Origin of the sequence: Luteibacter sp. (assembly GCF_036499525.1) — a bacterium.
Taxonomy (GTDB): domain Bacteria; phylum Pseudomonadota; class Gammaproteobacteria; order Xanthomonadales; family Rhodanobacteraceae; genus Luteibacter.
The window spans coordinates 40,480-63,892 of record NZ_DASYDO010000021.1 but is presented as its reverse complement, the minus strand read 5'-3'; the positions used below and the strand labels follow the sequence as shown (position 1 = coordinate 63,892).

Annotated in this window: 24 protein-coding genes and 1 tRNA gene; 11 read left to right on the top strand and 14 right to left on the bottom strand. The window is 65.5% G+C overall.

All coding sequences use genetic code 11. From position 1 onward, the window contains the following. Nucleotides 1–198: 198 nt before the first annotated feature. The 4 genes from VGM71_RS04335 to VGM71_RS04320 all read right to left on the bottom strand — a co-directional run bounded on the left by VGM71_RS04335 (nt 199) and on the right by VGM71_RS04320 (nt 4,678). Nucleotides 199–2,883, bottom strand: a complete 2,685-nt coding sequence (locus tag VGM71_RS04335) for a M1 family metallopeptidase (RefSeq protein ID WP_331542589.1) — start codon at nt 2,881–2,883, stop codon at nt 199–201. Nucleotides 2,884–2,990: 107 nt separating this feature from the next. Further along, entirely contained in the window at nt 2,991–3,350 is a 360-nt protein-coding gene (locus VGM71_RS04330; protein WP_331542588.1) for a DUF1428 domain-containing protein, read from the bottom strand. Between the two features lie 68 nt (nt 3,351–3,418). Then, a complete protein-coding gene (locus VGM71_RS04325; protein ID WP_331542587.1) occupies nt 3,419–3,961 on the bottom strand; it encodes a carboxymuconolactone decarboxylase family protein in 543 nt (180 codons plus the stop codon). A gap of 168 nt (nt 3,962–4,129) precedes the next feature. Continuing rightward, nucleotides 4,130–4,678 carry a peroxiredoxin gene (locus tag VGM71_RS04320; RefSeq protein ID WP_331542586.1) on the bottom strand — a complete coding sequence of 183 codons (549 nt, stop codon included), beginning with the start codon at nt 4,676–4,678 and terminating at the stop codon, nt 4,130–4,132. A gap of 145 nt (nt 4,679–4,823) precedes the next feature. Between VGM71_RS04320 and oxyR the strand changes: the two genes are divergently transcribed. Beyond that, nucleotides 4,824–5,756, top strand: coding sequence for a DNA-binding transcriptional regulator OxyR (gene oxyR, locus VGM71_RS04315; RefSeq protein WP_331542585.1), 933 nt, complete (start codon nt 4,824–4,826; stop codon nt 5,754–5,756). Between the two features lie 10 nt (nt 5,757–5,766). Here oxyR and VGM71_RS04310 read toward each other — a convergent pair whose 3' ends face one another. Together VGM71_RS04310 and VGM71_RS04305 are read right to left on the bottom strand one after the other, a co-directional pair. Further along, complete coding sequence (locus tag VGM71_RS04310; RefSeq protein ID WP_331542584.1) at nt 5,767–6,285, bottom strand: adenine phosphoribosyltransferase; 519 nt, start codon at nt 6,283–6,285, stop codon at nt 5,767–5,769. A 27-nt stretch (nt 6,286–6,312) separates the two neighbouring features. Beyond that, nucleotides 6,313–6,585 carry a DUF2007 domain-containing protein gene (locus VGM71_RS04305; protein WP_331542583.1) on the bottom strand — a complete coding sequence of 91 codons (273 nt, stop codon included), beginning with the start codon at nt 6,583–6,585 and terminating at the stop codon, nt 6,313–6,315. A gap of 100 nt (nt 6,586–6,685) precedes the next feature. On the opposite strand from VGM71_RS04305, the gene VGM71_RS04300 reads away from it, so the two are divergent. The 10 genes from VGM71_RS04300 to VGM71_RS04255 all read left to right on the top strand — a co-directional run bounded on the left by VGM71_RS04300 (nt 6,686) and on the right by VGM71_RS04255 (nt 16,874). Continuing rightward, nucleotides 6,686–8,413, top strand: a complete 1,728-nt coding sequence (locus VGM71_RS04300) for a glutamine--tRNA ligase/YqeY domain fusion protein (protein WP_331542582.1) — start codon at nt 6,686–6,688, stop codon at nt 8,411–8,413. Continuing rightward, entirely contained in the window at nt 8,413–8,970 is a 558-nt protein-coding gene (locus VGM71_RS04295) for a nucleoside deaminase (RefSeq protein WP_331542581.1), read from the top strand. Before VGM71_RS04300 ends, VGM71_RS04295 begins: the two co-directional genes overlap by 1 nt. A 16-nt stretch (nt 8,971–8,986) precedes the next feature. Then, a complete protein-coding gene (locus VGM71_RS04290) occupies nt 8,987–9,694 on the top strand; it encodes a TVP38/TMEM64 family protein (RefSeq protein WP_331542580.1) in 708 nt (235 codons plus the stop codon). 77 nt (nt 9,695–9,771) lie between these two features. Next, nucleotides 9,772–11,685: a hybrid sensor histidine kinase/response regulator gene (locus tag VGM71_RS04285; RefSeq protein ID WP_331542579.1), complete on the top strand. Its 1,914-nt coding sequence runs from the start codon at nt 9,772–9,774 to the stop codon at nt 11,683–11,685. A gap of 88 nt (nt 11,686–11,773) precedes the next feature. Further along, nucleotides 11,774–12,463, top strand: a complete 690-nt coding sequence (locus tag VGM71_RS04280; protein ID WP_331542578.1) for a response regulator transcription factor — start codon at nt 11,774–11,776, stop codon at nt 12,461–12,463. Beyond that, nucleotides 12,402–12,944 carry a PhnD/SsuA/transferrin family substrate-binding protein gene (locus VGM71_RS04275; protein WP_331542577.1) on the top strand — a complete coding sequence of 181 codons (543 nt, stop codon included), beginning with the start codon at nt 12,402–12,404 and terminating at the stop codon, nt 12,942–12,944. Before VGM71_RS04280 ends, VGM71_RS04275 begins: the two co-directional genes overlap by 62 nt. Before the next feature lie 154 nt (nt 12,945–13,098). Further along, nucleotides 13,099–14,433 (top strand): HAMP domain-containing sensor histidine kinase, encoded by a 1,335-nt coding sequence (locus VGM71_RS04270; protein WP_331542576.1) that lies wholly within the window; start codon nt 13,099–13,101, stop codon nt 14,431–14,433. 76 nt (nt 14,434–14,509) lie between these two features. Next, nucleotides 14,510–15,454 (top strand): VTT domain-containing protein, encoded by a 945-nt coding sequence (locus tag VGM71_RS04265; protein ID WP_331542575.1) that lies wholly within the window; start codon nt 14,510–14,512, stop codon nt 15,452–15,454. A 65-nt stretch (nt 15,455–15,519) separates the two neighbouring features. Further along, nucleotides 15,520–15,595, top strand: a tRNA-Lys gene (locus tag VGM71_RS04260). 235 nt (nt 15,596–15,830) lie between these two features. Then, a complete protein-coding gene (locus tag VGM71_RS04255; RefSeq protein WP_331542574.1) occupies nt 15,831–16,874 on the top strand; it encodes an RHS repeat-associated core domain-containing protein in 1,044 nt (347 codons plus the stop codon). Nucleotides 16,875–16,880: 6 nt separating this feature from the next. Here VGM71_RS04255 and queC read toward each other — a convergent pair whose 3' ends face one another. From queC to tolQ, 8 genes are all read right to left on the bottom strand, one after another. Continuing rightward, a complete protein-coding gene (gene queC / locus VGM71_RS04250; protein ID WP_331542573.1) occupies nt 16,881–17,564 on the bottom strand; it encodes a 7-cyano-7-deazaguanine synthase QueC in 684 nt (227 codons plus the stop codon). Nucleotides 17,565–17,579: 15 nt separating this feature from the next. Next, nucleotides 17,580–18,272: a 7-carboxy-7-deazaguanine synthase QueE gene (gene queE, locus VGM71_RS04245; RefSeq protein ID WP_331542572.1), complete on the bottom strand. Its 693-nt coding sequence runs from the start codon at nt 18,270–18,272 to the stop codon at nt 17,580–17,582. Nucleotides 18,273–18,276: 4 nt separating this feature from the next. After that, entirely contained in the window at nt 18,277–19,134 is an 858-nt protein-coding gene (gene ybgF, locus VGM71_RS04240; protein WP_331542571.1) for a tol-pal system protein YbgF, read from the bottom strand. 3 nt (nt 19,135–19,137) lie between these two features. Next, complete coding sequence (gene pal / locus VGM71_RS04235) at nt 19,138–19,647, bottom strand: peptidoglycan-associated lipoprotein Pal (RefSeq protein WP_331542570.1); 510 nt, start codon at nt 19,645–19,647, stop codon at nt 19,138–19,140. A 244-nt stretch (nt 19,648–19,891) separates the two neighbouring features. After that, nucleotides 19,892–21,208: a Tol-Pal system beta propeller repeat protein TolB gene (tolB, locus tag VGM71_RS04230; RefSeq protein WP_331542569.1), complete on the bottom strand. Its 1,317-nt coding sequence runs from the start codon at nt 21,206–21,208 to the stop codon at nt 19,892–19,894. Nucleotides 21,209–21,330: 122 nt separating this feature from the next. Then, complete coding sequence (locus VGM71_RS04225; protein WP_331542568.1) at nt 21,331–22,275, bottom strand: cell envelope integrity protein TolA; 945 nt, start codon at nt 22,273–22,275, stop codon at nt 21,331–21,333. Then, nucleotides 22,262–22,705 carry a protein TolR gene (tolR, locus tag VGM71_RS04220; protein WP_331542567.1) on the bottom strand — a complete coding sequence of 148 codons (444 nt, stop codon included), beginning with the start codon at nt 22,703–22,705 and terminating at the stop codon, nt 22,262–22,264. Before tolR ends, VGM71_RS04225 begins: the two co-directional genes overlap by 14 nt. Before the next feature lie 14 nt (nt 22,706–22,719). Then, complete coding sequence (gene tolQ, locus VGM71_RS04215) at nt 22,720–23,403, bottom strand: protein TolQ (protein ID WP_331542566.1); 684 nt, start codon at nt 23,401–23,403, stop codon at nt 22,720–22,722. Nucleotides 23,404–23,413: the final 10 nt, after the last annotated feature.

Here is a 23,413-nt window from a genome sequence, read left to right as displayed (position 1 = left end):
GTTCGTCAGGCCAGCGTTTTGCCTCGGGCTTCCTTCAGACGACCAGTCACCCGAATCGCCCTTGCCTCTGGCTAACCCTTCCCCTTGCCGGGTGGGTAGAGGACTTTCACCTCCTAGCAGGTGCGCCCTGCCGGGCGCACGCAAAAAAAAGCCGGGCGATCGCTCGCCCGGCTGGTCGTCACTCGAGGACGCTGATGCTTAGCGCAGGATGGCCTTCGGATCCTGCTTGGCCTTCTGCGCCGAGCACAGCAGGATTTGCTCGCTGGTCTGGGCCAGGCCGCGCTCCGCGCCGCTTACCTGGTTCATGCGTGGCTTGAAGAACTCGCCCAGGCGATCGGCTTCGGCCTTGGAACAGCCGCCACCGCCGCCCATGGCCGGAAGCCTGCCGCCGGCGAAGCTGCCGGTGCGCTCCACGATCTTGTCGTAGTTGGCGGCGAACCACTTCCACATCTGCGCACGCGAGGCTTCCGAGTCGCGGCCACCGCGTAGCACCATCGCCATTTCGCCGACCTTCACGTCCTTGCTGAGGGCGAAGTCGCGGGCCTTGTTCGCCAGCGCCGGATCCTTGATATCCGCCAGTGCGGAAAGCATCGCGTTGCGCTTGGCGGGATCGGACGTCTTTGGAATCTCCGCGATGATCGCGTCGACGGCCGGGGCGCCGCGCTCCTGCACCGCCACGCCGAGCGAGTCGCCGAGCAGGTCGGCGTCGGCTGCCTCGAGGTCGAGGTGACCGTCCTTCATCCTCAGCGCGGCATCGCCCTGCTTCAGCAATTCGGCACGCACCTCGGGCACGCCAATGTCCTTGTCGGCGAGAACACCGGCGAGCGCGGTACGCGTCAGGGTGTCGTTATCGGGTTCGCCGGCCTTCTTGCGGTAGCCCAGTTCCTTGAGCTTCGGCAGATAGGCATCCGTGGCCCACCTGCGCAGGTGCTCGCGCTGCGCGTCCGTCTGGGCCTCGTTCGCGAGGATCCAGTCGAACGTGCCGAGCGGAGCGGTGAAGACCTCGCGGATCTTCGACGCAGTGAGCGGCTTGAATGCGGCAAGCACGTCGCCGGCATCCAGTTCGCCGTGCTGGAAACCGGCGCGCACGGCATCGGCGTACGCAAGCTGTTCGGCGTCGGTCAGCGAGCCCACCACCTTCGAGAGAGCGGCTAGGTCGGCCTTGCCCTGTGCAAAGCGGTAGTAGCCACGGCCGTCGGCGTTCGGCAGCACCCAGCTGTTCTTCGCCGCGCCGTCGAGCACCATGGTACCCGTGGCCTTGTCGAACAGTTCGCACTTGACCTTGTTGCCGCCGCCGTCGGTGCCGTAGCGCACGCACATCGGCACGCCCCATACGCGGTTGGCGTCGCCCGTGCTGCCCAGCGGCAGGTAGCGGCTCTGCGTCAGGTGCAGCACCGTCTTGCCGCCCTCGTTCTTCACTTCGGTGGCGACGTAAGGAACGCCGGACTGGTCGAGGAAGCTGCGGAACGCCTTCTTGAACACATCGCCCTGGCCGGCGGCCTCGGCGATGGCATCGATCAGGTCGTCAGCCGTGGCGTTGGCGAACTTGTGCTTCTGGATATAGGCACGCATGCCCTTCTGGAACACGGGCTCGGTAACATAGCCCTCGAACATGCCGAGGACCGCGGCGCCCTTCTGGTAGGTGATGCCGTCGAATGCCGTCTCTATGTCGCCGTTGCCGGTGATCGGCTGGCGGATTTTACGCGCGCTGACCAGGCTGTCGTTATTCATCGCGCCCTGCGCGCCGCGGACGCGGTCGAGGTCGGCGCGATACTCCGGATGCACCTTGATGGTGACCTTCTGCTGCATCCAGGTGGCGAAGGCTTCGTTGAGCCAGATGTCGTCCCACCACTTCATCGTCACGGTGTCGCCGGTCCACTGGTGGGCCAGTTCGTGCGCGTTGACGTTGAACGAGCCGCGCACGTACTGCGCGGCCGAATCCGGATCGATTAGCAGCAGCCAGTCACGGAAGGTGACCAGGCCCGCGTTCTCCATCGCACCCGCGCTGAAATCCGGCGCGGCAAGCAGGTCGAGCTTGTCGTACGGATAGCCGAAGCCGTAGTAATCCTCGAGCGTGTGGATGATCGAACTGGTCTCGCCCAGCACGTGCTGCATGCGATGGCCCTCGCCCTTGGCGGCGATGCCGCGCAGCGGGGTGGCATGGCTGCGGAACTGGGTCGGACCGATGTCCGGACCTTTCACCACGTCCCAGGGGCCCACGGCGAAGGCGACCAGATAGGTCGGCAACGGCTTCGTGGTCGAGAACGTCAGCGTCTTCCAGCCCGATCCAGCCTTCTCTTCCTTGATCTGCGCGGTGTTGGCCACGCCCTGGTCGTCGGAGGGAATGGTGAGGCTGATGTCGAACGGCACCTTGAACGAGGGCTCGTCGAAGCCCGGGAAGGCGTAGCGGGCCGAGACCGGTTCCATCTGCGTCATCGCATAGGGCACGCCTTCGTGCGAGACCTTGTACAGGCCCTGCAGCTGCTTGTTCAGCGGCGCGGTGAACTCCATCGCGAGGGTGATCTCGCCTTCGAGCTTCGCGCCGAGGTCGACCCTGGCGACGCCTTCCTTCTCGGCGGCCACGGTGTACTTTCCGGCATGCGTCTTGCCGGCGGCGTCGGTCACGGTGACCTTGGAAATCTTAAGGTCTTTGCCGTGCAGCCAGATGAAGTCTGACGGCTGGGCAAGCTTGATGCGGATCGTCGAGGAGCCTGAGTAGTTCTCCTGTTTCGGATCCACTTTGAACGAGAGTTTGTACGATTCCGGCTGGGCCCAGGTGGGCAGGTGGCCAAGCGGTGGCGCGGCGTCCGTGCCGGCGGCGAGCGCGGCGCCACAGCAGGCGGCGAGCGCGGTGAGAACGAGGGGACGGACGAAACGACGCATGGCAGGTGGGACTCCCTGTGGGTAATCCCGCATCCTGCGAACAGGGATGACCTTCGACACAGTGCCAGAAGGCACCCCCGTTTTTGCCGCAGTGCGTCAGGACTTACTTAAAATTCCACGATCGGCTTGAAGCCGCCGAAGAACATCCGCTTGCCGTCGAAGGGCAGCGCCTTGGGGTCTGCATACTCTGCAAGTCGAGGATCCGACATCACATTTTTCATGATGCGGTCGCGATCGCGACGGTTTTTGTAGACGATCCACGAGAAGACAACCACCTCCCCGGGTTTCAGCTTCACCGACTGCGGAAACGAGGTGACCTTGCCTGGATTTACATCGTCGGCCACACATTCGGAATAGGCGAGCGCACCGTATTCCATCCAGATCTTGCCGGCCTTGCGCGCCATCTTCTTGTAATCGCCCAGCCGGTCGATGGGAACAGGGGCGACGAAACCGTCGACGTAACTCATGGCGAACCCTCCTCGCGTGGATGTGCGCGGAGAGTCGCCCATGCAGAAGAAAGGCCGTGTTAAGCCGATCAGCCGGCGGCGTCGGCTTGTTCGAGCACCACGGCGACCGCGTGGATCACCGAAGCGATGCGCACGGCGCTCTGGATCCCCTGCACGCCGATGCCGCCCTCGCGCAGCACGCGGTCGTGCGAGTCGATACACATGCCGCAACCGTTCACGGCGGACACGGCAAGGGAGACGAGTTCGAAGTCGTTCTTGGCGTCGCCCCGATAGGCGCCGATGACGTTCATGCGCAGCTTCGCCGGCATCGTTTCGTATTCGGGGTGGCTGACGAGGTGCTGGAAACGGTAATAAATGTTGTTCATGCCCATGATCGCTGCCGAACCCTTGGCGGCGGTCACTTGCTCGGCCGTGGCATGCTCGGCGGCGAACGCGGCAATGGCCTCGGTCAGCGGCTTGAAACGGGAGGCATAGGCCGAACCCAGCGCGATCATCGCGATCTGGGCCATGTTGAGGCCCGGGGCACCCGCTTCGCTCAACACGGAGTCGAGGTTGAGTTTGAGGTCTTTCGCATATTCGGGAAGCTTGCTGCGCAGATCGGCGACGCTCATGGATGCACCTTTATCTTGTGGAATTAAGGGAAAGAGGCACGGAATGTCTCGGCGCCTGCGGGCACCGGTTCACGTGGGAACGCGAAAGTCGTGTACGGGGAAGGAGAGAGGTGCCCCGCCGCGTGAGGGAGGGAGGGAACGCGGCGGGGACTTGGTAACGCTACTTGCTTAGGCGACCTTCAGGGTCTCGTCGCCCGACTTCCAGTTGCAGGCGCACAGCTCGTCGGTCTGCAGGGCGTCGAGGACGCGCAGCACTTCGTCCGGGTTACGGCCGACCGAACCGGCCGTGACGTAGGCGAACTGGATCTCGCCGTTCGGATCGACCAGGAAGGTGGCGCGCTGGGCAACGCCTTCGTCGGTCAGGATGCCGAGAGCCGTGGTCAGGTCCTTCTTGATGTCCGCCAGCATCGGGAAGGCGAGGTCCTTGAGGTCGGCGTGGTCCATGCGCCAGGCGCGATGGACGAACTCGGAGTCGGTCGAGGCGGCCAGGATCTGGCAGTCGCGATCGGCGAACTTCTCGTTCAGGTCGCTGAAGCCCTTGATCTCGGTCGGGCAGACGAAGGTGAAGTCCTTCGGATAGAAGAAGACAAGCTTCCACTTACCTTCGTAGGACTTGTCCGTCACGTCGACGAAGGCGTCCTCGATCTTGCTTGCCAGTGGGCCACCGGCCACGGCCTTGAGGTTGAACTGGGGGAACTTGTCGCCAATGCTCAGCATTTGAACTCTCCGTCGAGGGTTGGGTGAAGGGATTACGATGAACTCTTCCAAGCAAGCTTACCGGCCTGGTACATATATTCCAAATCGATTGTAAGCATGAATGTGATAGGCTGCATCTATCACGAGCCCCGCCGAGGCAGCCACCATGAATTTGCGCGACCTGTCGTATCTCGTCGCCCTGGCGGAGTACCGCCACTTCGGCCGGGCAGCCGAGGCGAGCTTCGTCAGCCAACCCACCCTTTCCACCCAGATCCGCAAGCTCGAGGACGAGCTGGGCGTGGCGCTGGTGGAACGTACCCCGCGAAAAGTCCTGCTGACGGAAACAGGGCGTGAAATTGCCCGCCGCGCCCGCGGCGTGCTTTCGCAGATCGACGAGATCAAGTCGATCGCCCAGCGCACGCGCGATCCCGAATCGGGCACGATCCGGCTCGGCATTTTCCCTACCCTGGGACCGTACCTGCTGCCGCATGTGATCCCGCACCTGCGCGAACGCTTCCCACGGCTGGAACTGCTGCTTCGCGAGGAGAAGACCGAGCAAGTACTGCATATGCTGCGCGAAGGCACCCTCGACGCCGGCATCCTCGCGCTGCCGGTGCACGACGATTCCCTGCGTACGGAATTCCTGTTCGAGGAACCTTTCCTTTTGGCTGTGCCAAGTGGCCATCCGCTCGCCTCGCGGCAAACGCTGCGCATGGAAGACCTTTCGCAACAGGACCTGCTGCTGCTCGAGGACGGCCATTGCCTGCGTGACCAGGCCCTGGAGGTCTGCCATATGGCGGGCGCGGGCGAAAAGTCCGGCTTTCGCGCCACCAGCCTGGAGACGCTGCGGCAGATGGTGTCCGCGAACGTCGGCATCACCCTGCTGCCCGCACTGGCCGTGAAACCGCCCATCGCGCAGTCGGCCAACGTGCAACTGGTGGAATTCGAGGCCCCGGCACCGAGCCGGCGCATCGCCATGCTGTGGCGGAAGAGCTCGGCCATGACGCCATTCTTCGAGGCGCTGGCGGAGGTGATCCGCGACGTCCCCGCCGAACTGCTGAGTACGCAGGGCTGCGCCACGGCGCCGGCCAGTCACTGAGCCGCCCGGTTCAGTACCCGATCAACACGTGCAACGGTACGCCGCCGGCCCAGCGGGCGCGGCCGTTGAGCGCTGCCAGTTCCATGACGACGCTGGCGCCGACGACTTCGGCACCCAGGCGTTCCACCAGCCGGCGCGCGGCCTCCAGCGTGCCGCCGGTGGCGAGCACATCGTCCACGACGACCACCTTTTCGCCCGGCGCCAGCGCATGCGTGCCGATCTCCAGGCGGTCGAGCCCGTATTCCAGGCCATAGTCGACGCCAACCACCGGCGGCGGCAGCTTGCCGGCCTTGCGCAGGGGCACGAAGCCGGCGCCCAGGGCCCGCGCCATCGCGGCGCCGAAGATGAAACCGCGCGATTCGATGCCGCAAACGGCACCGATACCCTGGCCGCGCCACGGTTCGCACATGGCGTCGATGCAGTCGCCGAAAGCCGCCGCGTCGGCGAGCAGGGGCGTGATGTCCTTGAACATGATGCCGGGGCGCGGAAAGTCCGGCACATCGCGGACGAGGTCGAGAATGGCCTGCATGAGGATCCTGGAAGGTGGAGCGGGCGATCAGGCCGGGATGGTAACCGCGCCGAAGTCGTCGTCGGAGGCCGCGGCCTCGCGAGCCTCGGCAAGCTGGGCGTCGACCTGGCGGACGATGCCCTCTGCTGCCTCGGCGGCGCCATCCGGAACCATCACGGCCAGGAAGTCGCGGGCGGGCAGCTGGCCCACCGCGCCGGTAAGGAACTCGCCGGCGATGAACGCCGGAATCTCCGCCTGCTCGAGCGCATCCTTCACAAGATGGGCGTCGATCAGGGATTCGGCGTGGTAGGCGATGCGCATCCGTGCACGCTACCCCGCCTGAGGGCGGCTCGGCAAGCGCCACGACGTCAAGGAAGGTAAACTCAGACGTTTGCCGCGCCCTACCTCCGAGTCTTTCGCGATGTCGACCGAAACGCCCCTCCTGCAGCAGCACTTCATCCGCCAGATCGTCCGCGACGACCTTGCTTCCGGAAAGCATGCGCAGATCCGCACCCGGTTCCCGCCGGAGCCGAACGGCTACCTGCACCTGGGTCATGCCAAGTCGATCTGCCTCAACTACGGCCTGGCCGTTGAATTCGGTGGCATCTGCAACCTGCGTTTCGACGACACCAACCCGTCGAAGGAAGATCTCGAGTTCGTCGAGGCCATCCAGCGCGACGTGAAGTGGCTGGGTTTCGAGTGGGCGGAACTGCGCCATGCCTCCGATTATTTCGAGGTGTTCTACCGGTCGGCCCTGAAGCTGATCCGCCTGGGCGTCGCTTATGTGGACGACCTCAGCCAGGACGAAGTCCGCGAGTACCGCGGCACGCTCACTGCGCCGGGCCGGAATTCGCCGTACCGCGACCGTTCGGTCGAGGAAAGCCTCGACCTGTTCCAGCGCATGCGCGCCGGCGAGTTCGCCGACGGCAGCAAGACGCTGCGCGCGAAGATCGACATGACCTCGGGCAACATGAACCTGCGCGACCCCGCGCTGTACCGGGTGCGCAAGGTGCATCACCAGAACACCGGCGACGCCTGGCCGATCTATCCGATGTACGACTTCGCGCATTCCCTGTCCGATGCACTGGAAGGCATCACGCATTCGTTGTGCACGCTGGAGTTCGAAGACCATCGTCCGCTGTACGACTGGATCGTGGACAAGGTCGACCTCGCCCACGATCCGGAGCTTTGGAAACCGCTGCTCGCGGCCGGCCTGCCCACGGCGCCGAGCAAGCCGCGCCAGATCGAGTTCTCGCGCGGGAACATCAACTACACGGTGATGAGCAAGCGCAAGCTGATCACGCTGGTGTCCGAGAACCTCGTGGACGGCTGGGACGATCCGCGCATGCCCACGCTCGCCGGTATGCGCCGCCGTGGTTTCACGCCCGCGGGCATCCGCCTGTTCTGGGAGCGCATCGGCGTCAGCAAGCAGAACAGCACGATCGACGTGGGCGTGCTCGAAGGTGCCGTGCGCGAGGACCTCGACGGCACGGCGCCGCGCCGCCTCGCCGTGATCGATCCGCTGAAACTGGTCATCACCAACCTCGACGAAACACACGCCGAATCGCTGACTTTCCCGAACCATCCCAAGGACGAATCGTTCGGTACGCGCACCGTGCCGTTCTCGCGCGAACTGTGGATCGAGCGCGAAGACTTCGCCGAAGTGCCGCCGAAGGGCTTCCATCGCCTGAAGCCCGAAGGCGAAGTGCGTCTGCGCGGCGTCGGCATCGTCCGTTGCGACACCGTGGTGAAGGATGCGGAAGGCCAGGTCGTCGAACTGCGCTGCACACTCGACCTCGACACACGCAGCGGCATGCCGGGAGCCGATCGCAAGGTGAAGGGCACCATCCATTGGGTGAGCGCGCGCGATGCCGTGCCGGCCGTGGTCCGTCTCTACGATCGCCTGTTCGACGTGACCGACCCGGACGACGAGACCGACGGCAAGACCTACAAGGACCACATCAATCCGCATTCGCGCCGTATCGTGAACGGTTTTGTGGAACCCGCGGCGGCGGGCGCGATGCGCGAGGACCGCGTGCAGTTCGAGCGCCTGGGCTACTTCGTGGCGGACATACACGACCACACGCTCGCCGCGCCCGTTTTCAACCGCGTGGTAACCCTGCGCGATTCGTGGGCGAAGCAGGCCTGATGCTCTACGCACAGGTCCATCTCACCCTCCCCGCCTGGGTGCACGAGGCGGTGAACACGTCGGTGGACTACGTCGGCGACGAGGCCAAGCTCGGCCTCGCCATCGAACTGTCGGGGCTCAACGTCGACCTTGCCACGGGCGGCCCGTTCGGTGCCGCGGTGTTCGACGGGAACGATCGCATCGTCGCCGTGGGCGTGAACCGCGTGGTACCGCACAACTGCTCGGTGGCGCATGCGGAAATGATGGCGTACATGACGGCGCAACAGCGCCTGCAGCGCTTTCGCCTCAACGAGGACGGTAGCCGCTTCGTCCTCGCGACCAGTTCACAGCCCTGCTGCCAGTGCTTCGGCGCGACGGTATGGGCCGGCATCGATGAGCTTCTGATCGGCGCCCGCTCCGAGGATGTAGAAGAACTCACATCGTTCGACGAAGGTCCGCTTCCCGCGGACTGGATCGGCGAGCTGGAGCGCCGTGGCATTGCCGTGCGCCGTGACATTCGCCGTGAGGAGGCACGTGCCGTGCTGCGCCGCTACGGCGAATCGGGCACGGCGTATTGAACCGGGATCGCACCGGGTGACCAGCCGCTGGCGCGCCCTGCTGCCGTTAGGCCTGCTGCTGGTCGGCGGCGCCGCGCTGTTCGCCAGCGGCGCGCTGGACCGCTTCGAACCGCACCGTTTGCTCGCCGAGGAGGGTCACCTCCGCGCCGGCATCGTCGAGCATCCCGTCACTTCACGGCTTGCCTTCGCTGGCCTGCTGACCCTGGCGATCGCCACCGGCGTGCCCGGTACGATCGTGCTCGTGCTCGCCGGAGGCCTGCTGTTCGGGGCGGTGGAAGGCACGGCGCTTTCGTCGGTAGCGCTGGTACTCGGCTCGCTGGCCCTCTACCTGGCCAGCCGCTATGCCTTTGGTGCGGGCCGCCGCGAACCGCCTGCCCTGGCGCAGCGTCTGCGCAAGGGCTTCGCGGCGCACCCCATCACTTACATGCTGGCCCTGCGCTTCGTGCCCATCGTCCCGCTAGGCGCCATGACGGTGGCGCTGGCCTGGTTACGCTGCCCTCTATGGCTTTTCGTCGGTACCACCTGGCTCGGCGGCACGGTGTCGCTGTTCGTGGAAACCTCGGTGGGCGCGGGCCTTGGCGAAACACTGGGCAGCGGTGGACAGGTGAACGCCACCAGCCTGCTCGATGGCCGGATCCTCGTCCCCCTGGCCGCCTTCGCGATCCTGACGATCCTTCCCCTGGCTGCGCGTACCCTGTTCACACGCGTGCGCCGCAGGCGCTGACGCCGCGTCCACTTCATTCTGCGTTAGGCTTACGCCCTCGCGCAGCCCTGGATAGGTAGCGCCGGGGGAATCGATGCATGCGTGACGTGTCCGCTCCATGGTTGGAAAAAGTCTGGCGACGCACCTCGCTCGTGCAGCGCCTGACCTGTGTCGCCCTCGTGCCCACCGCTATCAGCGCGATCCTGCTGGTCACCCTGCTTACCCGCAACCAGATGGACACCTTGCGCGAGATGGGGCGGTCCACCGCGGACGCCATCGCGCAACAGACCGCCACCGTGTCCGGAGACGCCCTGCGCAACGGAGAACGCCGCGAGCTGGGCAGGATTGCGCAATCCATCGTGCAGCTTCCGCAGGTCTCGCGCGTGCGCATCAGCGACCGTGACGGCGAGATCGTAGCCGACCGCGTGAACGGCTCCATCGTCAGCGGCGACGACGACAGCCTCACAGTATCCCGGGAGATCCTCGATCCGTTGTCCCGCCGCGTGGTCGGATCGGTCACCGTGGACGTGAGCGTGGAGGATGCCGTGGCCGCGCAGCGCGCCAGCGTGCACAACGCGCTGGTCTGGCTGGCGCTGAGCCTGCTGATCGCGGCGATGATCGGCTGGTCCACGGCACGCTGGCTGAGCGCGCCGTTGCGCAACCTCGCCATCGCGGTGCGCCAGCTGGGTCTGGGCGACCGCACAGTGGTGGTGCCGGTCACCGACGATACGGAGATAGGCGACCTTCAACGCGGCTTCAATGGCGCAGCCTCCAAGCTGCTTCACGCACAGATCGGCATGGAACGCGAGATTGCCACGGCGACCGACGAACTGGCCCGCAAGAACGCGGCACTGGAAGCGGCCAGCGTCGCCAAGGCGCGCTTCCTTGCCGCCGCTTCCCACGACCTGCGCCAGCCGCTCTACGCGCTCACGCTGTTCTCCTCCGGCCTCGCGGTGGACGAATTCGATCCCGTTCGGCTGAACCGCATCGCGCATATCCAGGAATGCGTCGAATCGCTGGACCACCTCTTCGGCGAACTGCTCGACCTTTCCCGCCTGGAGACCGGCGCGATGCCCGCGGTAATCCGCGACGTGCCGCTGGACGAGGTGTTCGAGGACGTCAGCGTGAACTTCCGCATGGTGGCCGAGCAGCACGACCTCCGCCTGGTGGTGCGCACCACCCGCCTGTGGGTGAGGTCCGACCGCACGATGCTGGCCCGCATCCTGAATAACCTGGTGAGCAATGCGCTGCGCTACACGCGCACCGGTGGCGTGCTCGTGGGCGCGCGGCGCCGGCTGGACGGCACGGTCCGCGTGGACGTCTGGGATACCGGCCTGGGCATCGGCAAGGAACACCTGCAGCACATCTTCGACGAGTTCTACCGGGTGGAAGGCGGCCCTGAAACCGGCCGGCCGGAAGGCACGCGGCGTGGCCTCGGGCTTGGCCTGTCGACGGTGCAGAAGCTCGCCGGCCTGCTGGGTACGCGCGCCTCGGTCCGTTCCCGCCCGGGCAAGGGCACCTTGTTCTCCATCGTTCTGCCCGAGGTGCAGCCGGGCATGATGGAGGCCCCGCCCGCGCCGGCCGTCGACCCGGGCATTCCCCGCGACATCGTGGGCATGCGCGTGCTCGTGATCGACGACGAGCCGACCATCCTCGCCGGCATCAGCTACCTTCTCGGCAGCTGGGGCTGCGAGGTGATGACGGCAGAGGACGCCCAGCAGGCCATGGAGGCTGTTCACCAGTGGATGCAGCCGCCAGATATCGTCATCTCCGACCTCCGCCTGCGCGAGGGCACGGGCATGGACGTGATCGCCCTGCTCGACCGCTACTACCGCCGACGGCCCGGCGACCCCCCGCCGTTCGCTCGCGTGCTGATCACGGGAGAGACCCGCGGCGAGTTCCTGCACCACATAGACCAGACGGCCACGCAGGTGCTGTTCAAGCCGGTGTCGCCAGAGCGTCTCCATGAGGTAATGGTTTCGGCGTGGACTGTCCATCGTGCAGCCGTCTGAGCCGGATGGCCTGCTTGCCGACGGGGGCCCGTAGGACTATGGTCCGCTCAACGGGGTGGCTCGCAAGCCTGGCGGGCGGAGGAAAGGCATGCGTGTTCTGATCGCGGACGATCATCGGCTCATTATTGAAGCCGTGAAGCAGAAGCTTCACGAGTTGGGTGACGATATCCATTTCGTCGAAGCCGAGACCGTAAGCGCGCTTCGCGAGAGGCTGGGCGAGTCCCCCCTGCCGGACGTGGCACTCATCGACATGGCCATGCCGGGCTCGGAAGGTGGCGTCGAGCACATCAAGGAAGCCGTGAAGGCCCTTGGTGGCTCCGCCGACGACGGCGCCTCGCGAGGCCGCCCGGTCATCGTGCTGTCCGGTACGGAAGATCCCTCGTCGATTCGCCAGGTCCTCGACCTTGGCGTGCAGGGCTATATTCCCAAGTCCTCCCATCCCGACGTGATCCTCAATGCCGTCCGCCTCGTGGTGGGCGGCGGTATCTACGTGCCGCCGGAGGCCATGCGCTCCGCTGCCGCCACCGTGGCACCCGTGTTCGCGCTGTCCCATGGCAACGACGGGCTGACCACCAAGGAACGCCTGGCCACCGTCCTCACCGACCGCCAGATCGATGTGCTGAAACTTCTCGCGAAGGGCCGCCCGAACAAGCTGATCGCGCGCGAATTGCAGATCAGCGAGGGCACCGTGAAGATCCACCTGGCCGCGATCTTCCGTGCGCTGCACGTGCGCAATCGTCTCGAGGCCCTGGTCGCCGCCCAGCACCTGGGCGACTGACGATGCGGGGCTGGCTGGCCGCCTGGCTGGTCTGCCTGCTTGCCGCCCTGCCGGCCGGCGCCGCACCGTCTGGCGAGATCGATCCGCAGGCGCCGACCTCAAGCGCTTCCAGCAGCACTTCCCCGAGCAGTACGCGCGCCTGCGCATCCTGTGGAAGTCCTCGCTGATCCCGCACGCGGTCATCGTGATCCGAAACGACTTGCCTGCATCCCTGAGGGCACAGGTCGCGGCATTCATCACCGGCTACGGCAAGGGCAAGAATGCCGCGCGCGAGGAAGCTAACCTCAAGCGGATCCACGACATCAGCGGGTTCGCGCCCGCGGGCAACGCCGAACTCGTACCGTTCGCCGACATCGAGTACACGCTGGAGCAGCGCCGCGCGAATAGCGCGCAATGGATAAGCGACGGCGCGCGCGCAGCGAGGTTCCGCAAGATCCGCAGCGATCACGATGGGCTGGTCGCCCGCTTGCGCGGAAAGTGATAGGCCGGACGACATAGGCCGCCGGGTTAGCTCCCCTTGTCTATCGCGCTGTCCTTCCGCGTTTCATAGATTCGTCACGAGACTCCGCGCCATAAGGCCCCCCATGACCGTGTCGCCGCGATCGCCAGGAAGGCCTGCGTCCCTCAGAAGGCAGTTGATCCTCAAGGGTTTGCTGCCGATGACGGTGGTCGCCCTGCTGTTGGCTGCCACGCTCGGGGTGCTGCACATGCGCGCGGCGGATGCCGACGCACATGCAGTAGCGCGCATCCAGGCGATACGTATCGCCGCGTCGATCGCGGAAACGTCGAACGACGACGCCACGCGCGATGCGCTCACCCGTGCGCTCCTGCGCAGTGCGCCCACCCAGCAAGCCATTCTTCACCGTGACGATGCGAGCGACCTCGTCGTGGACAGCGGACGGCGGCTCGTCCCTGGACGACAGTTGCACACCTGGACGAACACCGAGGCGGGTGAGTTGGAAACCATCGCCGATGCCTCCGCGTTGCATGAACGCCATGTGGCAGGCTTACTGATGACGTTGCTTCTTTGCACCGGTGTGGTCTGGCTGTTCGCGATTGCTCGGCGCAACCTGGAACACGACGTCATGGCACCCGTGGAGCACATGCGCGCACGCATCGATCGCTTCCTGCATCCACGTCATGCGCAGGCACCAGGCGAAGACGCCGACTTGCATGCCATCGACGCGCTGCTCGACGAACTCCTGGAACTGCGTGCGCGCCACGACGCGGCCATGGCGGAAGCGCTGCGCCAGCGTCTGCAGGATATCGCCCGGCATACCCGCTTCGTGGAACAGGTGGGCGACCATTTCCGCCAGCCGCTGCAGGCACTGGCGCTCTTCGTCGCCGGCATGCAGCCTGGCGAAGACCTTCGCCAGCGCGCCGTGCTCGGACAGATGCGCAGCAGCCTCACCCGGCTCAACGAACTGCTCGACGGGTTGCTTGAGATGGCCCGCTTCGACGCGGGCGCCGTGGAACCCGCGGCGGTGGACATCATCGCCTCGGACCTGTTTGTGCGAGGTCGGGCGACGATCGAGGCGGACGCCGCGCGCCTGGGCGTCGATGTCCGCTGGCGCGGCGGGCGCGTGCCGCTGCACGTCGATCCCGCGCTGTTCGGCGAACTGCTGCACCGGCTCGTGTCCAACGCGGTGCTCAGCACGCCACACGGACGCGTGCTGGTCGCGATCCGCCGCCGCGGCGATGCCATCCGCCTTGAGGTACGCGACAACGGCATGGGCCTGGAACCCGGCATGCAGACCCACATCTTCGAGGAGTTCACCCGCCTGCCGGGACATCCGGGTTATGGACTCGCCCTGGCCGTGGCCCGCCGCATCGCGGACACGCTTGGGGGCCGAATCGGCGTGCGCTCCAGCCCAGGTCGCGGAAGCCTCTTCTGGGCGCAATTCGAGGGCGCCGCCGTGGGCCCGGCCTCGCACCCGGCCGCCGCACTGCACTGGCACTCCGCCTGGTAGCCCAGCCCCCTGTCGCACGTCCGGCGACCGGCGTATCGTTGCAGCGAGCACAGGACCCTCTTCGAGGAACACGGGCGTGGCAAGCATCAACTGGTCGGACACGGCGCCTATCGTGGCGTTCCTCGGCGTGTTCGCCGGTGCCATCGGATTGCCCGTTCCGGCGATGCCCACCCTCATCGTGGTCGGCAGCACGCTCGTGGCGGGGCACGATCCGCTGCTCATCATCGGCACCTTCCTCGCCGCGCTCACGGGCGCGTTTCTGGGCGATGCCGCCTGGTTCCTCACAGGCCGCCGTTTCGGTTACCGCGTGCTGGACGGACTCTGCCGTGTCTCGCTTTCGCCCGACACCTGCGTGCGCCGTGCGAGTGGTTTCTTCGAGAAGCGCGGCGTAAAGCTGCTGCTTGTCTCGCGCTTCGTTCCCGGGCTCTCCCTGGTGGCGATTCCCATCGCCGGTGCGGGCGATACACGCTTCTCGCGCTTCACCGTGTACGACCTGCTGGGCGCCGCCTTGTGGGTGGCCGTGGGACTATCCGCGGGCATGCTGTTCTACCGGCAGATCGACGCGGTGCTGGGCGTGCTTCGCGAGTTCGGCATCGGCATGGCCGCGGTCGCGGCGATCGGGCTGGTGCTGTGGATCGCCTTCCGCTACATGCGCCGCTCGCTGCTGATCGTGCGCCTGCGCAAGAGCCGGATCTCGGCCGACGAACTGTCTCTGCTCCTTTCCAGCGAGCCCGGCGCGCTGATTGTCGACGTGCGCTCGTCCATAAGCCGCCGCGACGATCCCTTCGTGATCCCCGGGTCGCGCCTGTTCGACCTTACGACTGCCGACCGGGAACTGGCTACCCTGCCCCGGCACAGCGTCCTGGTGATCTACTGCTCGTGCCCGAACGAGGTTTCGGCCGCCAAGGTCGCGGAGCGCCTGAGCAAACTCGGCTTCTCCAACGTCAGGCCGCTGACCGGCGGACTGGGCGCGTGGCGCGACGCGGGCGGCGACGTCGAAGCCATCATCCTCACCACCTGAACCGGAATGCCTCTTCGGGTTGTGTCGCCCGCCTCCGCCTCGTAAACTTGCCGGTTCTCGCGTGTGGGTCGTTAGCTCAGTTGGTAGAGCAGCGGACTTTTAATCCGTAGGTCGCCGGTTCGAATCCGGCACGACCCACCATTCGCTCTCGCCGGACGCGTCATTTCCTGATCGTAGCCGTACGTGTCGCCATTGTTGCGGGCAGCCGGCTGAACCAGGCAGGATGGGTGCGCCGATCGGCCACACCGGCCACTGCAAATCACCTTTCGACAGCGCCATTGCATCGCATCCACCGAAGATGCGTAGCGGTCATTCGTGACTGGAGGCGTTCGGAGCGTACACTGCAAGTCCCAGGACGGGATGGCTTCGAACGATTATGGACAAGATTTACGGCGCGTACGGCGCCCATCTGCAAGGTGGCCGCACTCATTCGAGTTACGCGGGCGAACGCATCGAAACAGCTACCCGCTGGTACCTGCTCGGCAAACGGCCCTACAGCCCTCTGCTGCGCCGGCTGCTGTCACCCGACACGATGAGCCCCTTCGGTGCTGGCGGTCTCAATCGCTATGCCTACTGCAGCGGCGATCCGATCAATCGGGTGGACCCGTCGGGGCATATGTGGAAACGCTTGCACGGGGGCCTTCTCCGCACAGCCGGCGAGGAAGTCCCGCCGTCGGTAGCGTTCGCCGTCATCGATCAACCGGGCGGCTCTTCCACGCCCGCGATAATTGCCAATGCCATCGCCGCTTCCATGGACGCCGCAAGCGTTTCATCCGGTATTCCGCAAGGTTCCCTGGCTCCCCCCGCGATTCCCGGAGCTGTGGTGCTCGGGCGGCTCGCGAGCGGTTCGGAGGCACCCGCGGACGGGCCCTCGCCCGCGAAGCAAGCGCGAACCAGTTTCCCCCGAACGGAAGACATTCCGTCCACCAGGGTGCCACAACGCAAGGGGGAAACCCAGGGAGATCCCGCACGCGGGAGTCGTCACAAGCAAGTGGGAAACTGGCAAATGAGAACCCATCCAGGGAACCCCAAGAGCCGTATCTGGACATCCGACACATCGCTGACCGCCGAAAGCGCTGGCCTGCTGGTCCAGGAATTGCAGAAACTGAAGACCGGGAGACTCGCGCTATACACAGGCTATATGGGCATGAGGGATGGCGATAACTGGAATCCCGAAACAGGCTTACCGAGGCTCAGTGACGACGAGTACATCAAGTTCGATCAGACGCACCTGGGTTCCATCGCGGAAGCGGCCGGCATCAACGTCCAGGTCGTCGACGCGGGAAGATTGACCAAGGAGCAGATGATGAGCCAGTTGAACCACGTAGGCGTTCATGTCGTCTCTTGTTGCTTCGGTTCCTCAGACAAGGTCATCGTGGATGCGTTGAATGCGAACCGAGCCACCGAGCCCTCGCCCTGACCGAAGTCAGACGTACCGCGTGGGATCCGGCACGCCGGCCTTCGCGAAGCCTTCCGCGCGTAGACGGCAGGCATCGCAATGGCCGCAGGCTCGGCCGTCGGCATCGGCCTGGTAGCAGCTGACCGTCGCCGCGAAATCCACGCCCAGGCGCATGCCTTCGCGCACGATGTCGCCCTTGCCCATCTGCATCAGCGGCGCATGGATGTGGATGCCCGCGCCTTCCACGCCTGCTTTCGTCGCGACGTTCGCCAGCGTCTGGAAGGCCTCGATAAAGGCGGGACGGCAGTCCGGATAGCCGGAGTAATCGACCGCGTTGACGCCGCAGAAGATGTCGTTCGAACCGAGTACTTCCGCCCAGCCCAGCGCGATCGACAGCATGATGGTGTTGCGCGCCGGCACATAGGTCACGGGAATGCCTTCGCCGCCCTCTTCCGGCACGTCGATATCGGCGGTGAGCGCTGAGCCGCCGATGCTGCGCAGGTCGACATTCACGGTCTTGTGCACCACGGCGCCCAGCATGGTCGCCACGCGCTCGGAGGCTTCGAGTTCGGAGCTGTGGCGCTGGCCATAAGCGACGCTCAGCGCGTACACCTCGAAGCCCTGTTCACGCGCCATGGCGATCGTGACCGCGGAGTCCATGCCGCCGGACACGAGGATGACGGCCTTGGGGGAAGTGTTCGAATCGTTCATGCGATAACCCTGGAATCAATGACCTGCGGCGTCGTTCCAGAGCAGCTTGTGCAACTGCATCTGGAAGCGCACGGGGAGGCGTTCGGCAAGGATCCACTCGGCCAGTTCGCGCGGCTCGACCTTCGACCACACGGGCGAGAACAGGACCATGGCCTTGCGATCGAGCGCATGCTCGCGGACGGTGTCGCGCGACCATTCGAAGTCGGCGCGGCTCGCGATCACGAACTTGACCTGGTCGTGCGGCAGGAGGTGGTCGAGGTTGGACCACAGGTTACGTGCGCACTCGCCGGAGTCCGGCGCCTTGAGGTCCATCACCTTGCGCACGCGGGGGTCGACCTGGGACACGTCGAGCGCGCCGGAGGTTTCCAGCGACACCTCGTAGCCGGCATCGCAGAGCTTGTGCAGCAGGATCAGGCAACGCTTCTGCGCCAGCGGCTCACCTCCGGTCACGCAGACGTGATGCGCGCCATGACTGGCGACCTCGTCGAGAATCGCGTCGATGTCGTGCCACTGGCCTCCGTGGAAGGAGTACTCGGTGTCGCACCAGACGCAACGCAACGGACAGCCGGTGAGGCGCACGAACACCGTGGGCCAGCCGATGGCATCGGCCTCGCCCTGCACGGAATGGAAGATCTCGGTGATCCGCAGCCGCTCCCGGACGGGCCTGGCCGGCGAGACGTCCGCCGGCGTTGCGGTGCTGCCGTTCATGGAATCAGTTGGCCGTCTGGCGCTGCAGCCGGCGCAGGCGTTCCTGTGCGAGGCCAGCGGCCTTCGTGCCCGGATACTTGGCGGAGACCTGCTTCAGCGTGGCGATGGCGGCGTCCGGCTGCTTCAGCTCGATCTGGCAATAGCCGACCTTGAGCAGGCCATCTGACACCTTGTCGCTCTGCGGATACTGCTTCACGAGGCGCTGGAAGGCCTCGATGGCGACGGGGTAGTTCATCGTCACGTAGTACGACTCGCCCAGCCAGTAGTAGGCATTCGGTGCGAGCGGGCTGTCCGGGTACTTCACCAGGAAGTCGCGGAAGCCGCGGGAAGCGGTGACGTAATCGCCAGCGCGCAATGACTTGAAGGCGGCATCGTAAGCGGCCTGCTGGTCGGTGCTGGCCGGTTGGCCCTGCGCGCTGGCAGGCGCGGCCGCCGCACTGGCCGCGGCGGCTTGCGCCACTGCCGGCGCGGCGGCGGATGGTGCGGAAGGGGCCGGCGGCGCGGTGGCCGAGGCGGCGGGCTGCTGGCCCTGCGGCGCCCCACCCTTCTCAATACGGCCCAGTCGCGAATCGATGTCCGCGTACTGCGCCTTCTGGGAATCCTGGAGTTGCTGGTTCTGGTGTTGCAGCTCTTCGATCTGGCCCTGCAGCTGGGACAGCTGCTGCTGCAGATCGTTGACCTGGTTCACCAGGGACGTGGTACCGGCCTGCGCCTGCGACTGCTGCTCGAGCCGCGATACGCGGTCGGCGAGGCTGAGGCGGGTGTCCTGGGCGGCGGCCGGGAAAGCGAATAGCGTGGCGGACGCGATAGCGCCCGCCACGCCAAGCCTGGCCGTGAAGCTGTTAGCCAGAGTCTTCTTCATTACTTACTTCGCGGTGTACACGATCTCGACGCGACGGTTCTTGCCCCAGCAGTCTTCGTTGTGCTCGCGGCAGGTCGGCTTCTCTTTGCCGTAGCTGGTCACGTTGACCTGGCCAGCCGAACCACCGGCAGCCTGGAGGGCGCTGGAGACGGCATTGCCGCGACGCTCGCCGAGGCCCAGGTTGTACTCGCGCGTTCCGCGCTCGTCGGTGTTGCCCTCGAGGGTCATGGCCGACTGCGGACGGTCCTGCAGGTACTTGGCGTGGCAAGCGATGATCTGCTGGAACTCCGGCTTGACATCGTTCTTGTCGAAGTCGAAGTAGACGACGCGCTGACGGAGGCAGGCATCGGTGTCGAGATCGGACGGCTGGTACTTACCGTCGCTGGTCGGCTGCGGTGCCGTGGCGACCGGCTGCTGTTCCGGCATCGGAGCCGGCTTGGTGTTCTTCTTGGAGCAGGCGGCCGCGCCAACGCAGAGCAGGGCAGCCAGGGTGACGGTAACGGTCTTATTCATGGGACGTTCCTTCAACAGTTGAGTTCCGACAGTCGGTTTTCGGTTTCGGGACAGGCACCGCCGGTTGTCCGGCTGTTTTTCTACTTACATCTACTCCGACGGGGCGCTGTCCCGCACCCGGCGTCTTCGCTCCGGCAACCGCCCGAAGGCGGCTGCTGGAAAACCTTTCGTCCGCCGAAAAGGCGCGGCCATGCCGCGCCCTTCCCTGGACGTTGCCAATGTCGCCGCCCGGAAGGGCGCGCCATCAGCGCTGTCGATAGGGTCCCCAGGACGGCTCACGCACGTCGCCGTCCGACAGAACGAGACGCTGGCGTACGAGGCCATCGGCTGAAACCGCATATAGGACTCCGCGCGTACCCTGCGATGCCGCATACAGCAACATGCTGGCATTGGGCGCGAAGCTGGGCGAATCGTCCACGTTACCCGGGGAAACGAAACGCACCTGCCCACCCAGACTACGGTCCATGATGGCGATACGATACACGTTCCCGTTACCCTGCACCATCGCAATCTGCTTGCCGTCGTAGCTCACCGAGGCGCTGGCGTTGAAGCCGCCCTGGAAGGTGAGCCGCTGGGCAGAGCCGCCCGAGGCTGGCATCTGGTAGAGCTGCGGCTTGCCTGAGCGGTCGGACGTGAAAATGATGCTCTGGCCGTCCGGGGTGAAGGTGGGCTCGGTGTCGATGGCGAAGTTGTTGGTGACCCGGGTTTCGGTCCGGCTGCCCACGTCGATGACGAAGATCTCCGGGTTACCGACGTAGGACAGGCTCACTGCCAGCTTGCTGCCGTCCGGCGACCAGGACGGGGCACTGTTGATACCCCGCGGGTGCGAAGCGATGAGGCTGCGCGAGCCCGTGGAAATGTTTTGCACGTAGACCTGCGAGTTACCGCTTTCGAAGGACACGTAGGCGATCTTGCTGCCGTCCGGTGACCAGGCCGGGCCGAGCAGGGACTCGCGCGAACGCGCCACGACTTGCGGGTTGTAGCCGTCCGAATCGGCCACGATCAGCGAGTAGGTGGTGTTGTTACCGGTACCCACGGCCGTGATGTAGGCGATGCGGGTCCAGAACGCGCCACGTACGCCGGTGATCTTTTCGTAGATCTGGTCGGCGATCTGGTGGGCCACGCCGCGGAGGTCGCCCGCCGGAGCGGTAAACGACTGGGCGAGCAGGCTCTGCTGACGATTCACGTCCCACAGTTCGTACTCGACCTTGAGCATGCCGCCGCCGGCGTCGCTGATGCGACCGATGGTCAGGTAGTCCTGCTTGAGCAGGCGCCACGTGGCGAACTTGATGTCCGCGCCCTGGGACGGGGTCTCGACGAGGTCGTTCTTGTCCAGGGAACGGAACTTGCCGGAACGGTTGAAATCCGCCCGGATGACGTCGGCGACATCGGTCTGCAGCGGCGCTCCGCCTGCCTGGGCGAAGGGGACGACGGCGACGGGAATCGCCGTTTTCAGCCCGCCGACGATTTCCACATTGAGCGACTGGGCGGTAGCCGGGCCGGCCACGAGGGCGGCCAGCGCGGCCAGGAGGATGACGAGTCGGGAAAACGTTCTGCGCATGGGCGGGTTCATTGCGGCCTGAGTATGTGGGACTGCGAAATGTTAACGCGATGGTCACTTCATGCGTGACCCGAATCTGAACCGCCCTGCCCCGGCGCTTGGCCGGGGCGGGGCGCGCTACATCATTGCGGCCTGAACGTGAACGTTAGGTTGCGCTGGAAAACATCCTCGAAGCCTTGGTAGGGCAAGGGCTGGGCGCGCAGCACGGCGTTCTCCACCGAGGCGCGGCCGGCGGCGTCGTAAGGGCAGCTCGAGTCCACCTTCGCACTGAGCACCTGGCCACCCGGCACCTGGACGATGTGCACCATGCAAGGGGTCGGGGGCATGCTTTCCGGCCTGAGCCAGTTCTGGGTCACCGAGTTCTGGATGGCCGCCAGGTACTGGCCAAGCTTCCCCGTGTCGCGCCCGTTAGTGCCCGACTGTTTCTGGTCAGCCGGTGGAAGGTCCGGCAGGCCGTCGTCCTTGGCGTTCTGGAGGTCCTTCAGCTGCTGCTCCGCCTGCTTCTTCGTGGTGTCGGCCTTCTTCGTCTGGGCCTTCGCCACGTCGAGTTGCTTGAAGATGTCGTCGATTTCCTTTTGCTTCTCTTTCTTCTTCTGCTCCTGCTCGGCATCCAGCTCGGCCTGGCGCTGGCGCTGCTTCTCTTCCTGCAGGCGCTTGGCGTCCTCAGCCTTCTGCACGGCGTCGTCGACGACGTGCTCCTGGTCCTTGAGGTCCGGCTGCTTCGGTGGCGGCGGAAGCGTCTCGACCTTGGGTTTCTCCGGCTGCGGAGGAGGTGGCGTCGGCACCGCGGGTGGTGGCGGCGTGGTGTCCGGGGTCGGCTTGACCTTGGTGGCCTTCGGCGGCGGGCTGCCGGTGGGGCCGACGAGGGTCGCCTCGATGATCTGGCCGGGGAGTTCGAGGGGCGCCGGGCACTTCAGCGGATTCCACTCCGCCGGCAGGCCGACGGCCTCCGCCCATTTCTCGTAATCCGAGCACGGAATGATCGCGAAGCCCAGGAAGGCCACGATGCCGATGTGCAGGAGCGCGGCGAGGAAGACCGCGCGGGGCGTGCCGTTACGGTTTTCCATTCTGCGCCGACTGCGGCTGGCTCATCAGGCCGATCTTGGAGACGCCAGCCTCCTGGAGGATCGGGAGGATGGAATAAACCTTGCCGTAGCCCACGCGCTGGTCGCCCGCGACCAGGACCTGGAGCTCAGGATTCGCGTTGTGGAAGGCGGTGACCTTCTTCCGGAATTCATCCTCGCTCACCGGCTCGCGCTTGGCGCCGTTGGCGGTGAGGTAGATCTGGCCGTTCTCGTCCACGGAAACGACGATCGGGTCCTTCTTGTCCTGCAGCGACTTGGCATTGGTCTGTGGCAACTGGATGTCGACGCCGAGGTTCATCATCGGCGTGGTGACCATGAAGATGATAAGCAGCACGAGCATCACGTCGATGTAAGGCACGACGTTGATCTCGGATTTCAGTTTCCGCTTCTGCCGGCGGTAATTAGTGCGCATTGCGTACGCTCCGCTCAGGCCACGTCGTCGGTGTGGATCTGGCGCTGCAGCACGGAGGAGAACTCTTCCTGGAAGACCTCGTAGCGCGACGCGAGTCGCTCCACCTTGTTGGCGTAGCGGTTGTACGCCCAGACGGCCGGGATGGCGGCGAACAGCCCCATCGCGGTAGCGATCAGCGCTTCGGAAATGTGCGGGGCGACCACGGAGATGGTCACGTCCTTCATTTCGCCCAGGCCCTGGAAGGCGCCCATGATGCCCCAGACGGTGCCGAAGAGGCCCACGTACGGGCTGATCGAGCCGACGTTGGCGAGGAACTCCAGGTTTTGCTCCAGCTTGCCGATCTCGCGGGTACCGGCCACGCGCATGGCGCGCTCGGAGCCCTCGAGGACGCGATTGGCGTCGCTCACGCGGCGCTGGCGCTGGCGGGCGAATTCGCGAAAGCCGGCCTCGAAGACGTTCTCTATGCCGTGCTGGCCATCGCGATTACCTACCTCGCGGAACAGGGCGGCCAGGTCGCCACCGGACCAGAAACGGTCCTCGAAGGTCTCGGCGTTGTCGTGCGCCGTCTTCAGCTGGCTGTACTTGCGGATGATGATCACCCAGGACAGGAACGAGAACACCAGCAAGAGAAGCATGACCAGTTGCACGGGCAGGCTCGCTTCCGACACCAGCTTGAAAATGTTCAGTCCACCGTTCATCGCTTAAGGG